We start from the raw sequence: 15,084 nt of genomic DNA, 5'->3' as shown, positions 1-15,084 counted from the left end.
TCATCCGCCTACGCCGCCACCGCCTGCAGCAGGTCGCGCACGGCCTCGCGCTCGTCGTTGTTGACGATGTGGCCCATGCTCTCGTAGAGGCGCTTGTCCACAGCCCCGTTCAGCTCCGCAAACACGTGGGCAGTGGCATCCACGCGTGACTTCGGGATGTGCGGGTCGCGGTCGCTGCAGCCTAAGAACACCGGCGTGCCCTGCATATCGCCCGTGTAGTCGAACGTCTTGTCGTGCGGCGGCTCGTGATCCGGCTTCTCGCCGGTGCCAATGAGTCCGCCGCTCAGCCCGATGAGCGCGCCGTAGCGCGTGGGATGACGCGCCGTGTACTCGGTTGAGAGGCACGCACCCTGCGAAAAGCCCCCCAGCACCACACGCTCCGCCGGAATGTCATGGGCGCGCAGCGTGTCGAGGATCGATCCGATGCGCCGCAGCCCTGACGATAGGCCCGGCTCGTTGGACTGAAGCGGTGCCAGAAACGACTGCGGATACCACGTGCGCCGGTGGGCCTGTGGGGCAATCAGCGCCATCCCCTCGGGCGCAAGCGGCTCCACAAGCTGCACAATGCTGGCTGCAGTGGCCCCGCGTCCGTGAATGAATACCACCGCCGCGGTGGCGTCGTCGAGCGGCGGACCTACTTGTACGGTATCGGTAGTGCCGTGGGGATCGCGGTCGTGGGTCGGAGTCGTCATGTGGAGTAAGGGGGATGATGCAGGAAAAAGCGCTTGATGTATGTGCGTCTCTAACATACGATAGGGACGTGCCGTCTGCAATGTCAGTTCGGCGGAGGCGCAGGCGCCTGCGATACGTGTTTGGCGCAGAGGAAGACCGTGTAAGCCGCTGCCCCAAGCCGCTCCCCTGGAGAGGGGAGCTGTCGCGCAGCGACTGAGGGGTGGATCTGAAGCAGCACTTTATGTGGGGCCCCGGCCCGTGAGCCGCCTGCTTCTGCTAAGGTGGAAGAGATGTTCGTAGAGCACATGCCGTGCCGGTGCTGTAGGAGACCTTTCGACTCCTACCGACGGCTGTCGGTATACGCTCAAGGTGACAAAAATAGGAGAAGGTGCGCATGTAGACCAATGGAGATGGCTCGGGCGGTTATTGAAACCCGCTAAACAAATGCTGCCTGCACTTCCCCTAAACTTTTACCGATGCGCCCCCGTAGGAGCGCTCGTTCGCCGTTATCCCACCAGCCTGCTGTTCCTACATGCCGACGCTTGACGTTGCCTCGCACGCCAAGACCCTCGAAACGCAGTCTGCCGCCAATGTGCTGCAGTGGACGTGGGACACCTTCGGCGCCGATGCGGCGGCTACGTCCTCGTTTCAGACACACAGCCTGCCGTTGCTCCACCTCATTGCAACAACGGTACCCGAGCTGCCGGTGTTGTTTCTGGACACCGGCTTTCATTTCCCCGAAACGTTGCGCTTTCGCGACCGCGTGGTTGAGGAGCTGGGCCTGAACCTGCAGGTCTTGAAGACGCGCATGGGCCACGAGCGCTTTCAGGAGAAACACGGCCAGCTGCACCGGCGCGATCCTGATCTGTGTTGCCACCTCAACAAGGTAAAGCCCCTGCAGCGGGCCATGGCCGATCGTATGGCGTGGGTGGCCGGCATCCGGCGCGACCAGACAGCCCAGCGCCAGGACACGCCCGTGCTGGCCGGCCCCGAGTCGGTCGATCGCTACGACGTGTACAAGATCTGCCCCATTGCGTCGTGGACGGAGGCCCAGGTGCAGCGCTACCGCGCAGAGCACGATCTCCCGGAGCATCCGCTGGGCGACCAGGGCTACGCAAGCATCGGCTGTGCGCCGTGTACACAGCCCGTCACGTCAGGCGATTCGCGTGCGGGGCGCTGGGCCAACCACACGAAAACCGAGTGCGGCCTCCATTTCGACACCGACCCCGAGGAGTCTGCGTAGATCTCGCGCTCCTTGCTCGCTGCTTCGCCTCCACCCGAATGACGCACTGCCATGCCTGAAACTATTCTTGTTACTGGCGGATGCGGCTATCTGGGCTCGCAACTGGTGCGCGACCTGGGCACCGGACCCCGCGCCTCGGACCGCGTGATTCGCATCTTAGACAACATGAGCAGCGGAAACAGCGCGTACCGGGCGCTCATGGACATGCCCGACACGGGCACCTACGAGGTGGTAGAAGGCGATATTCTGGACCCGGCGGTGGTATCCACTGCGCTTGCGGATGTAAACACCGTGGTGCATCTGGCGGCCATTGCGAACACCCCCATGGGCTATCAGAATCCGACGTGGGTGGAGCAGGTGAACGCCTGGGGCACCGCTCGGCTGGTTGAGGAGTGCGTGGCGGAAGGCGTATCGCATCTCATCTACACAAGCAGTGTGGCGGTGTACGGCCCGCGCGAAACCAACACGTATCCCGACGAAACCGCGCCGTGTCGTCCGGTCGGACCCTACGCCCACTCGAAGCGCAGCGCCGAGCATAGCGTGCAGCAGGCGCACGGGCGCAACGATCTGCACACCACCACGCTGCGGCTGGGCATTGTGTACGGCCCGGCCCCGACCGTCCGATTCGACGCCGTGGCCAACCGGTTTGCCTACCTGGCGGGTGTGCAGCATCCGCTTACGGTACACGGTACCGGCGCGCAGCAGCGGGCCTTTGTGCACGTGAACGATGCCAGCCGCGCCATCGAGCGCGTGCTCCAGCGCACGGAGTCGCCTGCAGAGCCTGCAATCTTTAACGTGGTGGGACAGAACGCATCGGTGAATGCGGTGGCCAAGGCGGTGCGCCGTGCACGGCCCGACATTCCGGTGCGCCACACCGAGCAGGATGTGCAGACCCATGTGGACCTGGTGGCGCAGAGTGACAAAGCGCGATCGGTGCTCAACTGGCACCCTGAGCACACCCTTTCCGATGGACTGACCGCGCTCATTGGCACTCTTGATGCCTTCCAACCCCGGTCGATGTTGTGACCCGATGCGGGTCGATGAGAACCACGTCGTGGGTATGGATCCCGAATTACGTCCGGGATGACGAGCTGTGGGGTTGGGTGCTTACCTTCTTGGCTTCCCCACCCCCAACAAAAAACGCGTCCTGCCGAGTGGTGAGCACTCACCGGCGGGACGCGTGGGGGACGAACACAAGCTGCCCTGGGCGTCCCGTACTGGCAACACCCCGGCAGCTTGCATCACGCGGCGGTGCCGCGCTATTCTGGCTTATCTAACAGCCTGTGTGCTATCCGATCTTATAGAACTTCTCGTGTACAATCTGGCCGTCTTCCCAGTACTGCACGGACGTCTGCTTCTGCTCTACGTCGCCAACGCCTTCGAGCGTGAAGTCCAGATACCACTCTACAAATGCCACGCCGTCTTCTTCGTTGACGGCTACGGCTTTCACTTCAGCAGCGCGGAAGTCTGTGAGGCCGTTCACAAACTGCTCTTCGTACTCGCGGTTGGCTTCTTTGCCTTCGCGGCGTACATCGTCTTCTTCCATGACGATGTTTTCGGCGTAGTACTCTTCAAAAGCGCCCAGGATGTCGCCTTCGAGGATGCGGGCGTTGAGGTCGTCTACTTTTTCGCGAATGGTGTCGCTCATAATTAGGTAGTTGTCTAAAACCAGGAGAGTTCGATCGATTCAAAATTATGTACCTTCTCCCAATTGATGTGTTGCAACACGTATCTAACGAACTCATGACGTTTTGCGTTTGCTATACGGGTTTCTGCTCTTTCTGGGAGGTTGGTTTTCCTATTCCTCGGTGTCGGGGTGCGGCATGTTCGAATAGAGGCCCTCGCAGATGCGACTTAGGTGCGCCAGATCGCGATCGCTCACGCTGGCGGCAAAGCTATCTTGCACCGCCTGAATGTCAGGATCCATGCGCTGCAGCAGGTCGAGCCCCGCCTCGGTAATGAAGTGCAACGTCACACGGCGGTCGGCCTGGCTGCGGCGGCGCTCCACGCAGTCCAGGTCTTCCAGTTTGTCCATTAGCCGCGTTACATCGGGCGAGGGGTCGAGCATCCGATCGATGATGTCACATCGCGCATAGCCCTCGGGGTGCGCCCCGCGCAGAATGCGCAGCACGTTGTAGTGGCTGAACTGCAAGTCGTACGAGCGGCACACCTGTTCAATAGCCCGCCGTACATGCGCCCCGGCAATAAACAGGTTAAGCATCGCCTCGTGAGCAGGGCCATCGAACGGTTTGGTTTGCTGGATGCGGTTTGCGAGTATACGTCCCATTGTGTATTCAGTGATAACGGAGCGACTACGTATCTACATGACGAGTAGAGCAAGGTGGCGTTTCGTAATACGTCTCGCGTTTTCCTCATTATCGCGAACTTGTTGTTTTCTCGCCCGATCTCGCTGCTTCCATGTATGATCCCCGCACACTACTTCCGCTCGTTCACCGCCTCTGTACTCATCTGTCCGAGTGGCAAGATCAGCACGCCGATGCTCCCGTGGACTCAAACACGGCAGCTTCGTTTGTTGGATGCGATGTTGATGCGCTCGAATCGGTGCTTACGAGCTACCTCGACCGCCTGACGACCGGCAACTACCCGTTTTTTCATCCAAGCTATGCCGGGCAGATGCTGAAGCCACCGCACCCGGCAGCCATTCTGGGCTACTGGGCCGCCCAGTTCATCAACCCGAACAACCACGCCTTAGACGGCGGTCCCCCCACCAGCGCGATGGAGAAGGAGGCTGTCGACGCCCTTCGGGGCATGCTGGGGTTTCCGGGGGATGCATTGGGGCACCTCACTTCGGGTGGTACCATCGCAAACCTGGAGGCGCTCTTTGTAGCCCGCGAATCCCATCCCGACCAGGCCATTGGTGTTGCCTCCAGCGCGCATTACACGCATAGCCGCATGAGCCACGTCCTCCGTGCCGATACCGCACCGCTGCCTACCGACGACTGGGGCCGCATCGATCCCGATGCGCTCAACGCCACGCTGGCCAACGGCTCCATTGGCACCATTGTCTGCACACTGGGCACCACCGGACTCGGCGTGGTCGACCCGCTCCACACGATTCTCCCGATCTGCCGCCATCATGGCGTACGCGTGCATGTGGATGCAGCCTATGGCGGCTTCTTTCGACTGGCCACCGCCCCGCCGCTATCGCACAGCACTAAGGCTGCGTTCGATGCTATTTCTGAAGCCGACTCGGTCGTGATCGACCCGCACAAGCATGGCCTGCAGCCATACGGATGCGGCGCGGTGCTCTTTCGCGATCCGGCAGCAGGCCGCTTCTACGCCCACGACTCGCCCTACACCTACTTCACGTCCGACGACCTGCACCTGGGCGAGATCAGCCTGGAGTGCTCACGGGCTGGTGCGGCGGCGGGCGCGCTCTGGTGCACCCTGCAAGCCGTTCCCCTCGCTGAAGGCGAGGGACTGGGACCAATTGTGAATGCGTGCCTGTCGGCAGCCCGGTCGTGGACGGCTCGCCTGCACAAAGAAGAGACGCTCACCGTGTACACCGAGCCCGAAACCGACATCGCAACGTTCTTCCCCGTTCCCTCTGCTCATCATACCGAGGCCGTAAGTGCCCGCAGCCAGCGCGTCTTCGACCAGGCCATGCAGCAAGAGGAGCCGGTGTACCTGAGCCTCTATTCCGTGCCCAGCGCCCAGTTCACCACGCATCACCCTACGTATGCCGCCACCACAGACACCGTTACCATTCTGCGCAGCGTACTGATGAAGCCCACGCACGAGGCCTACGTGGATACGATGCACGAACGCGTGTGCAAAGCGGTAGCCGCCACGCAGTCGTGATCCAGCCCGATCATCTGCCGGGCTCGTTTGAAGTGCGGGCTATCGATATGCAAGACGGCCAGCGGGAGGCACGGGCCTGGCCCTTTTCCCATTGTTAAATTGCACAGCCTTAAATGGCTCTATACCGCCGTATCGGCTACCGCCGCGTGACCGTGACTTGCGCGCGTGCAATGAATGCATCGGCGAAGGTGTTGCGCACGAAAGACAGCGCCTCCAACGCCTGTTCGCGCTCGGCAAAGGCCCCGATGCGCACGCGGTAGTAGGGCTGCCCAAACTCAATGTTGATGGGCATGCCTTCGGGAAAGAGCGTGGCCGCCTCTTCGTCGCGCTCTTCTTCCCACCACGTCTGCACCTCCTGGCGCATCTCTTCTGCCGCGGCGCGTTCGACTGACGAGTATACCTGGATCTGAAAACCGTCCACAATCTGCTTCACGCCCTGATCCGCTCGTGCCTCCATGAGCTGTCTCGGCACGGTGTGAATGATAGCTGCGGTGCTCAGACGCGGCGGCTGTGCCTCGAACTGGCGCGCATCGAACGTCTCGTAGGGCGCTATCGACATCGTCGTACGAGAATCACGCCCTTCTCCTGTGTCCTCACCTCCTGCTGGCTGCGACGTTGACTCTTGCGGGCCCGTGCATCCAACAACAAACAGAAGGACGGCGGGCACAATGATAAGCTTGGTAATGAGCTTCATAACAGACACGGCCATGCGTCAGAATAAAGAATGATTGAGCAGCCTGGACAGAAGGACTTGTTGGGGGTTATGTTCAGGAACGACCTTAAGAACCTGTTTGGGTTTTGGTTTGACGGCGAGAGCGAGGGCCGCTGAGGCGAAAATTGGACCCCAATCGAGGTTCGTAGCCGGGGCTACGGGCCGAGATTAGGGGCAATTTGCAGCCCAGCGAAGCCGCTCGGAGCCCAAAATAAGAAATCAAAACAGGTTCTAAACGCTTCTGGGGCTACACACCGCCCTCGCGTTTCCAGTGATGAGGTTATATCCTTAGTACGCTGCTTCTGGATTGGTTGCGCCCTCCATGATGCCCACAGAGCCGCTGGCTCCAATTCGCGTGGCCCCATGTGCTACCATATCGGCCACATCGGATGCAGAGCCGACCCCTCCAGACGCCTTTATGCCAAGCGCATCACCCACAATATGACGCATCAACGCAACATCTTCAACCGTAGCCCCCCCCGTGCTAAACCCGGTAGAGGTCTTCACGAAGTCAGCGCCTGCACAATCTGCCACGTAGCAAGCAACCGCCTTTTCGGCATCGGTCAGAAGTGCTGTTTCCAGGATCACTTTCATGAGCGGCTGTCCTGGCTCCGACTGTAGTGCCTCCACAACGGCACGGATGTCGCGCTCTACGCGCCCCCATTGATGGGCTTTTGCCGCACCGATGTGCATAACCATGTCAATCTCGCTCGCCCCATGCTGCAGGGCCCACTGGGCCTCGGCCGCCTTCACTTCGGGATGGCTGTGCCCCAGCGGGAAGCTCACTACGGTGCACACATCAACAGTGGTGTCGGCCAGCGCTTTTGTGGCGTCTGGCACGTACGCTGTGGGTACACACACCGAGGCAAACGCGTACTCGCGCGCCTCCGAAAAGCACTGCGCATAGGCATCCGCATCAGCGGTAGGGCTCAGTTGCGTGTGGTCAATGAGCTGCGCAAGAGCCTCGGGGGACAGTTCGGGCGGAGGCGTTGGGCCGCTCAACCCCGGGACAGCCTTGGCTTGCAGGCGCTCAATGGTAGGAGCTACGTACGTACTTCGGACATCGTTCGGGACGTCCCATGCACGAATCGCTTCAATAATCGACTGGGGGGTGGACAGAGCCATAAGCCGGTAGGCGATGAATCAACAGAAACAAACATGCAAACCGCCTCACAATATGCAGATGCAAAGTCGTTCCTGCAAGCGCTTTTTTCTTTTCCAGGGGGTCCTGGCCCGAATCTCACAGCAAACGAACGTTTGCGCGTCCAATCATACACCCGAGGCCCCCTTTCCTCTCTTTAGGTTTCGGAAGCGACATTGCTTTCGGTAGAGCGTCCGCTGGATGCGTTGTCATGCCCGGAAAACGAAAGCGAAGCCGAGTTAATGCAGTAGCGCTTTCCAGTGGGCTCGGGCCCATCGTCAAACACATGGCCCAGGTGCGCATCGCACGAGGCACACGTGACCTCAACGCGACGCATGCCCAGGCTCCGATCTTCACGCAGCTCTACGTTGCCCTGATCCACAACATCCCAAAAGCTGGGCCATCCCGACCCGGATTTGTACTTGGTCTCGGAGTCAAACAGCTCGGCGCCGCAGCACACGCACCGATACACGCCATTGCCGTCATGATCCCAATACTCGCCAGAAAATGCGGGCTCGGTGCCGCCCTCCCGGGCAATCTTATACTGCTCGTTGGTGAGCTTCTCTTTCCACGCGCGTTTAGACATAGAGGAATTCATATTGGTAAGAGATGGCAAAGTGAATAGTTTGTGGATCGTACCGCACGACGAATGTACAACTGCGTTCCCACAACCCAGCTATGTATTACATTTGTCGTAGCCAAACCCTACGCACCTGCTCCTCCTGAGGCCTCTCTCAACGCAAACGGCCCGTCTATAGAGCATTTTCTTCCCTTCGCGCTTATGCTTCTCGCTCTGCTCGCCTTCATATCACAACAAAAGCCCTCCTGCATCGCCTGCAGAAGGGCTCAGTACCGAGGCGCTATGTTACCATGCTATGCAAGATGCTTCAGGATCCTTTCGGATTTGAAGACTCTCCTGTATCGGCTTCATCCGTCTCAGATGCGTCAGAAGTTCCATTCGAAGCAGGAACGGCATCGGGAGTGGCACCATCGCCTTCGGTGTCAGAGGACATCTCATCACCAGCCGCTTCGGCCCCCGAGACGGACACCTCGTCGGCTACGTTGGCAGCACCATTGTTCGTGATAGCGTCGCCATTGAGCAGCGCCAGCACATCTTTGCCGGGCACTTCCTCCCGTTCGATGAGCAGGTCGGCGAGCTTATCGAAGGCATCGCGATGCTCCCCAAGCGTGTCAACGGCACGTCGGAATGCGTTTTCGGTGATCTGACGCACTTCGTCGTCAACCTCGCGGGCCGTTTCATCGCTGTAGTCGCGTCCCCGCGACAGTTCTTCGCCCAGGAATACATTGTCTTGTTCGTCGCCCAGAGCAATGTGCTTAAAGCGCTCGCCCATGCCCCAGTCGAGCACCATCTTCCGGGCCATCTTGCGCACCTGCTTCAGATCGTTTTCGGCGCCGCTTGTGGCCGTATCAAAGATCATCTCCTCGGCAGCGCGTCCGCCCATGACGACCGCCATGCGGTCGAGCAGGTATTCGCGGCGGTACAGGTACTTCTCTTTCTCAGGCATCTGCTGCGTGACGCCCATCGCTTGTCCACGTGGCACGATGGTGACCTTGTGCACCGGGTCGGCGTGCGGTAGCGCAGCAGCCACAATGGCATGCCCCGCCTCGTGATAAGCCAGCAGGCGGCGCTCTTCCTCGTCAAGCACTACACCTTCACGGCGCAGTCCCATGATGACCTTGTCGCGGGCCTCTTCAATATCGGCGTTGGTGATCGCGTCGCGCCCATATCGTCCAGCCAAGAGGGCCGACTCATTGAGCAGGTTCTCCAGGTCGGCTCCGCTGAATCCGGGCGTGCTCGATGCAATCGTGTCCAGATCCACGTCGTCGTCGAACGGCTTGTTCTTGGCGTGGATCTTCAGGATTTCGCGCCGCGCCTCGCGGGTGGGCAGGGGCACCGTAATCTGCCGGTCGAAGCGACCCGGACGCGTCAGCGCCGAGTCGAGGATATCAGGCCGATTAGTCGCGGCCATCACGACGACGCTTTCGCTTTTCTCAAAGCCGTCGAGTTCGGCCAGAAGCTGGTTCAGTGTCTGCTCACGCTCGTCGTGGCCGCCGCCTACACCGGCTCCACGCTGCCGACCAATCGAGTCCAGCTCGTCGACAAAGATAATGGCCGGCGCATTTTTCTTGGCCTCCTCAAACATATCCCGCACACGCGAGGCGCCCACCCCCACGAACATCTCCATGAAGTCCGAGCCCGACACGCTAAAGAACGGGACATCGGCTTCTCCTGCTACGGCTCGGGCCAGTAGTGTCTTTCCGGTGCCGGGCGGGCCCACCATCAACACGCCTTTGGGCACTTTGCCCCCCAGGTTCTCGAAGTGCTCCGGGTTTTTCAGGAACTTGATGATCTCTTCCAGCTCCTCCTTGGCCCCATCAGCACCGGCTACGTCGTCGAAGGTCGTATCTTCCTCCCCCTTGTCAAAGAGCTTCGCCTTGCTTTTGCGCACAGAGAACAACCCTTGCCCCTGCGACTGCATGCGCCGCAGGAAAATGTACCCAATGATAAGCAGAATAACGATAGGCAGCAGTCCGATGATGACCAACCCCCACGGGAAGTCGCTTTCCGGCTGGGCAACGACCTCGACGCCCGCCTCTTCCATCTCTTCCATGAGCCGATCGTCGCCAAACGACGGCATGTAGGTCACGAACTCCTGGTACTGCGTCGAGTCGCCCTGTGCGGTAGCGCGCATCGCGCTTTCTTTCAGCGCCCCACTCATTTCATCGCCCACGACTTCTACGCGTTCGACGTTGTTCGCGCGAAGCTGCGTGCGAAACTCGCTGTAGCTGATTTCGGGCCCTGCAGCTCGCCCGCCCCCAAAGTAGCTCCAGGCCAGGAGGAGCCCCAGCCCAATAGCCACAATAAACACGACCGAGCCAAGCGGCGAGCCGCCTTCGTCGTCACTTTTTCGTTTTTTGTTCGGCGATTTCCCCTGATCGGAACGGTCGGCGTCCGATTGGTCTCGCGACGTATTGCGCGGGGGTGAAGCGTCCTGTTCAGCCACGTTAAAAGGAGTAAATCAAATGAAGGTAGACGGCGACGAAAGCAGACGAATCGTCGTCTCGGATCTCCCATACACGCGTGCCTGCCGAAAGTGTCTCTTCAACCCCAACAAGTTGGATTCATGCCCAATTCTTGACATGCCACGCCGTGCCGTTACACACATGTTGCAGTTATGCGCGGGCTTGTTATGGTCGTTGCTTCCTCGTATCATACAGGATGTACTTGGTTTACGCGCCTGGCCGCAGAGCCCCGCGCAGCTTCCTAATCTGTTCATGTATCCCGTTTGTGCTTATGGCAACTGAAAGCGCTTCCGCCGATTCATTTCCGTTTCAGCAAGAGGTCGTGTGGACCCCCGACCCCGAGGTGGTGGCCAACTCCAACCTGCAGCAGTTTATGGATGCGCACGGCATTGCCTCACTCGATGCGCTCCACACACAGGCCGCCAACGATGTCGGCTGGTTCTGGGAGGCGGTGCTCGACGATCTGGGCATCGAGTTCTACACGCCATACGACGAGATCGTGGATCTGGAACGCGCACCGCAGTTTCCCGAGTGGTGCGTCGGCGGCTCCATGAACATCGTGCACAACCTGCTTGACCGCTGGCAAGATACGCCCCGCGCTACGCAAGACGCCCTGCGCTGGGAGGGCGAAGACGGATCCACCCGCACATATACCTACGCGGAGCTCTACGCGGCCACGAACCGCTGCGCGAACATGCTACGTGAACGCGGCCTGGGCAAAGGCGATGCCATTGGCCTCTACATGCCCATGACGCCCGAAACCGTCATCGCCTTCCTCGCCATTGCCAAGATCGGGGGCATCATCTGTCCGCTCTTTAGCGGATACGGACCGGGGGCCATTATCACCCGATTGCAGGGCGCCCGCGCCAAAGCGCTCTTCACCGCCGACGGCTTTCACCGCCGCGACAAGCTCATTCGCATGAAGGAAACCGCGGATGAAGCCCTGCAGGAATGCCCCTCGGTCGAGCACGTCATCGTCACGCAGCACGCCGGGCGCAGCGACACGCCCATGCACAGCGAGCGCGATGTGTTCTGGAGCGACGTGGTTCCCTCGCAGTCCGATGAGGCTCGCACCGAGCGCACCGCCGCCGAAGACCCGGTCATGCTCATCTACACGAGCGGCACCACCGGCGCGCCCAAAGGGGCCGTACACACGCACTGCGGCTTTCCCCTAAAGGGCGCACAGGACATGTACCACTGCATGGACCTGAAGCCCGGTGAAACTATGTACTGGATGAGCGACATGGGCTGGATGATGGGTCCGTGGCTCGTCTTTGGCACGCTTACCATCGGCGCCACCATGGTGCTCTACGACGGCGCGCCTGACTATCCCGGCCCCGACCGCCTCTGGCAGCTTGTTGAGGACCACAGCGTGACGCATCTCGGCATCTCGCCCACGCTCATTCGTGCACTCAAAACGCACGGCCCCGAGCCCGTCAACAAGCACGACCTGTCGGGGCTGCGTGCAGTGGGATCTACAGGGAGTCCGTGGGATCCAGAGTCGTGGATGTGGTGCTTTGAAACGGTCCTGAACAGCGAAAAACCGATTCTCAACTACAGCGGCGGCACCGAAATCTCAGGCGGCATCTTGTGCGGCAACTTCTTGCAGCCCCTTAAGCCGTGCGCCTTCAGCGGTCCCGCACCCGGTATGGATGCCGATGTCGTAGACGCCACCGGCGATCCGGTACAGGGCGAGGTTGGCGAACTGGTGATCCGCAAGCCCTGGATTGGCATGACGCGCAGCTTCTGGGACGGCGAGGAGCGCTATCTGAACGCCTACTGGCGCCGCTTCGAGGACATCTGGGTGCATGGCGACTTTGCGGCTATCGACGACGACGGTCTCTGGTACATCCTGGGCCGCTCCGACGACACGATCAACGTAGCGGGCAAGCGCCTGGGCCCCGCCGAAGTGGAGGCGCTCGTGAACGCGCATCCCGACATTGCCGAAAGCGCGGCCGTGGGCATCCCCCACGAGGTGAAAGGGCAGGCGGTGATCGTCTTTGCCGTTCCCCAGCAGTCCGACACCGCCGACGAGTCGCTGCGGGCCGCGCTGATGGAACGCATTATCGATGCGCTGGGCAAGCCCTTGAAGCCCGAGGCGATTCAGTTCTGCACGGCACTGCCCAAGACGCGAAATGCCAAGGTCATGCGGCGTGTGATTCGCGCCGCGTATCTCGATAAGCCATTGGGCGATACCAGTAGCCTGGAGGATCCTGCCACCGTACGCGCAATCGAAAACGCGTGGTAGCAGCGCGCAGGCGTCGCACAGGTCATGACTCTGCCATACAGCGGTGGGTATTCGTAACATTTGGTATATAAACCGCTACGTGGCCTCTCTTGCAAGCATCCGTTGCTCAGGTGGTGCGTAGGGCTGCTCGTGAATAACACAAGCGAGCAGGGGGTATCCAGATGACAGGCATGCACATAGCACGCACACAGATGGCGTGTTCGTCTGCAGCGGACTGCTCGACACCCCGATGCTCTGACTCTGTTCACTGGACGCTCTCATTTTACATTACGCCTGCGCGCCGCCCGGCCGTGCGATCTGCCTATGACCAATGTCCCTTCCGACCGCAATCCCAACGACGGGCAGCCGCGCCCCTCGTATGACCGCATCGACGTGCCACGCTCCGATGCCGAAGTCAAAGATCTGCTGCAGCGCACTATTGAGGCAGCCAACAACTCGGTTGTCGTTACCGATATGCGGCAGCCCGATAATCCCATTATCTACGTGAATCAGGGATTTAAGGCGCTCACCGGATACGACGAAGATGAGATTCTGGGCCGCAACTGTCGCTTTCTGCAGCGGCACCCCGACGGCACCATGGACAACGATCAGGCCGCCGTACGCGCGATTCGCGAGGCGGTGAAGCATGGGCGGTATGCCCGTGTTGTGCTGCGCAACTATCGGAAGTCGGGGGAGATGTTCTGGAATGAACTCTACCTCACGCCCATCGAAGATGACGACGGCGCCGTCCGCTATTTCGTGGGCGTGCAGAACGACATCACCGAGCGCGTGGAGCTTAACCAGTCGCTGGAGCGGCGCGTAGAGAAGCGCACCAACGCGCTGAAGGAGCAGCGCGACGAACTGGAACACGCGAAAGAGCGCGCCGAGGCTGCCAACCGCGCCAAGTCCGTCTTTCTCGCGAACATGAGCCACGAGATCCGCACCCCGCTCACCGCCATTCTGGGCCTCGCCGACGTGATTCGCGCCAAGAGCACCGACGATACGTTCGAGGAGCACATCTCCCGCATCAAGGCCGCGGGCAGTCGGCTCATGGACACGCTGTCGTCGCTCCTTACGCTGGCGCGCATCGAGGCTGGCTCGATGGACATGGAGCTGGAACCGGCTACCGTGGTCGACGTGGCGCTGGAGGTGACCGAGCTCTTCCGCAGCAATGCCGAGGAGAACGACCTCTCGCTCGACTTTCACGTTACCCCCGATGCCCGCGACGCGGTGGCGCAGCTCGATGCCGGTGCGCTCAACAGCGCGTTGCAGAACCTCATCTCCAACGCCGTTAAGTTTACGGATTCCGGGCGCGTTGAAGTGCGCGTGTATACCACCACCTACGAAGGCACGCCCTACGTGGCCGTCGATGTAGAAGACACGGGCGTAGGCATCAGCGAGAAGTTCAAACCGTTTCTGTTTGAGAGCTTCAGCCAGGAATCGGACGGTCTGACGCGCGAGTTTGATGGCTCAGGGCTGGGTCTGGCGATTACAAAGCAGCTCGTGGAAGCCATGAACGGCGTCATCACCGTCGATTCCATCATCGATGTGGGCAGCACCTTCACCATCGCCTTCCCTCGCGCCGACGAGCACGAGAGGCCCACCCAAGAAGCTCCCGGTACACGTCCTGTGGACGACCGTGACGCCCGCGTGCACCTGGTCGAGGACAACGACAACACAGTGTTTCTCCTCCAGAACCTGTTAGGCGATCAGATCGATCTCTCGGTGTCCCTGAATGCTGCAGATGCGGTGCAGCACGCCCAGAACGAGGACTTCGACCTCTTCCTGATTGATATTAATCTGGGAGCAGGAGGCAGCGGCGTAGAGGTGCTGCACCGGCTGCGCGAGATGGAGCGCCATGCCACCACGCCCGCCGTGGCCGTCACCGCTGTAGCCATGCCGGGCGACCGCGACAAGCTCCTGAAACAGGGCTTCGACGACTACCTCGCCAAGCCCTTTGAGGCCGACGACCTCATCGAGATGGTAAACCGGCACCTGGAGGCATGAGCAGGTCGTGCCCCCGACTCCTATCGGGGTGCTCACCATGCATAACAACTGTTCGTATGATGTCATCCTGAGCGCAGCCGAAGGATCTCCTGCACCTTCGGAAGCGCCTCTCATCTCGCCGGGTGGCTGCTAATCCTGAAGGAGATGGTTCGGTGCGCTTCGCTTACACTCTAAAAGCACTTCTTCCCTCCGGTCAGGGCGCTCACCATGACACC

The 15,084-nt window shown here is 60.5% G+C and carries 12 protein-coding genes; 5 read left to right on the top strand and 7 right to left on the bottom strand.

Annotated elements, in window-relative coordinates:
• Positions 1-8: 8 nt before the first annotated feature.
• Positions 9-692 carry an alpha/beta hydrolase gene (locus CRI93_RS01250; RefSeq protein ID WP_098060779.1) on the bottom strand — a complete coding sequence of 228 codons (684 nt, stop codon included), beginning with the start codon at positions 690-692 and terminating at the stop codon, positions 9-11.
• A gap of 512 nt (positions 693-1,204) precedes the next feature.
• On the opposite strand from CRI93_RS01250, the gene CRI93_RS01245 reads away from it, so the two are divergent.
• Together CRI93_RS01245 and CRI93_RS01240 are read left to right on the top strand one after the other, a co-directional pair.
• Positions 1,205-1,915 carry a phosphoadenylyl-sulfate reductase gene (locus tag CRI93_RS01245; protein ID WP_098060778.1) on the top strand — a complete coding sequence of 237 codons (711 nt, stop codon included), beginning with the start codon at positions 1,205-1,207 and terminating at the stop codon, positions 1,913-1,915.
• A gap of 51 nt (positions 1,916-1,966) precedes the next feature.
• Complete coding sequence (locus CRI93_RS01240; protein WP_098060777.1) at positions 1,967-2,941, top strand: NAD-dependent epimerase/dehydratase family protein; 975 nt, start codon at positions 1,967-1,969, stop codon at positions 2,939-2,941.
• Between the two features lie 262 nt (positions 2,942-3,203).
• On the opposite strand, the gene CRI93_RS01235 is transcribed toward CRI93_RS01240, so the two are convergent.
• Both CRI93_RS01235 and CRI93_RS01230 read right to left on the bottom strand, forming a co-directional pair.
• Positions 3,204-3,563 carry a nuclear transport factor 2 family protein gene (locus CRI93_RS01235; protein WP_098060776.1) on the bottom strand — a complete coding sequence of 120 codons (360 nt, stop codon included), beginning with the start codon at positions 3,561-3,563 and terminating at the stop codon, positions 3,204-3,206.
• A gap of 150 nt (positions 3,564-3,713) precedes the next feature.
• Positions 3,714-4,202, bottom strand: a complete 489-nt coding sequence (locus tag CRI93_RS01230) for a MarR family winged helix-turn-helix transcriptional regulator (protein ID WP_245850248.1) — start codon at positions 4,200-4,202, stop codon at positions 3,714-3,716.
• 131 nt (positions 4,203-4,333) lie between these two features.
• Here CRI93_RS01230 and CRI93_RS01225 point away from each other — a divergent pair, with 131 nt between their 5' ends.
• Positions 4,334-5,737, top strand: coding sequence for a pyridoxal phosphate-dependent decarboxylase family protein (locus CRI93_RS01225; protein ID WP_098060775.1), 1,404 nt, complete (start codon positions 4,334-4,336; stop codon positions 5,735-5,737).
• Between the two features lie 136 nt (positions 5,738-5,873).
• On the opposite strand, the gene CRI93_RS01220 is transcribed toward CRI93_RS01225, so the two are convergent.
• The 4 genes from CRI93_RS01220 to ftsH all read right to left on the bottom strand — a co-directional run bounded on the left by CRI93_RS01220 (position 5,874) and on the right by ftsH (position 10,616).
• Positions 5,874-6,446 (bottom strand): SPOR domain-containing protein, encoded by a 573-nt coding sequence (locus tag CRI93_RS01220; RefSeq protein WP_098060774.1) that lies wholly within the window; start codon positions 6,444-6,446, stop codon positions 5,874-5,876.
• 291 nt (positions 6,447-6,737) lie between these two features.
• Entirely contained in the window at positions 6,738-7,574 is an 837-nt protein-coding gene (deoC, locus tag CRI93_RS01215; RefSeq protein WP_098060773.1) for a deoxyribose-phosphate aldolase, read from the bottom strand.
• 173 nt (positions 7,575-7,747) lie between these two features.
• Entirely contained in the window at positions 7,748-8,176 is a 429-nt protein-coding gene (gene msrB / locus CRI93_RS01210; RefSeq protein WP_245850245.1) for a peptide-methionine (R)-S-oxide reductase MsrB, read from the bottom strand.
• A gap of 301 nt (positions 8,177-8,477) precedes the next feature.
• Positions 8,478-10,616, bottom strand: coding sequence for an ATP-dependent zinc metalloprotease FtsH (gene ftsH, locus CRI93_RS01205; RefSeq protein ID WP_098060771.1), 2,139 nt, complete (start codon positions 10,614-10,616; stop codon positions 8,478-8,480).
• A 290-nt stretch (positions 10,617-10,906) separates the two neighbouring features.
• Between ftsH and CRI93_RS01200 the strand changes: the two genes are divergently transcribed.
• Together CRI93_RS01200 and CRI93_RS01195 are read left to right on the top strand one after the other, a co-directional pair.
• Positions 10,907-12,883, top strand: coding sequence for an AMP-binding protein (locus tag CRI93_RS01200; RefSeq protein WP_098060770.1), 1,977 nt, complete (start codon positions 10,907-10,909; stop codon positions 12,881-12,883).
• Positions 12,884-13,186: 303 nt separating this feature from the next.
• Positions 13,187-14,869, top strand: coding sequence for an ATP-binding protein (locus tag CRI93_RS01195; protein ID WP_098060769.1), 1,683 nt, complete (start codon positions 13,187-13,189; stop codon positions 14,867-14,869).
• Positions 14,870-15,084: the final 215 nt, after the last annotated feature.

It is taken from the genome of Longimonas halophila, from assembly GCF_002554705.1.
Lineage (GTDB): Bacteria > Bacteroidota > Rhodothermia > Rhodothermales > Salinibacteraceae > Longimonas > Longimonas halophila.
The sequence above is the reverse complement of the archived record's forward strand: the minus strand, read 5'-3'. Positions and strand labels throughout refer to the sequence as shown.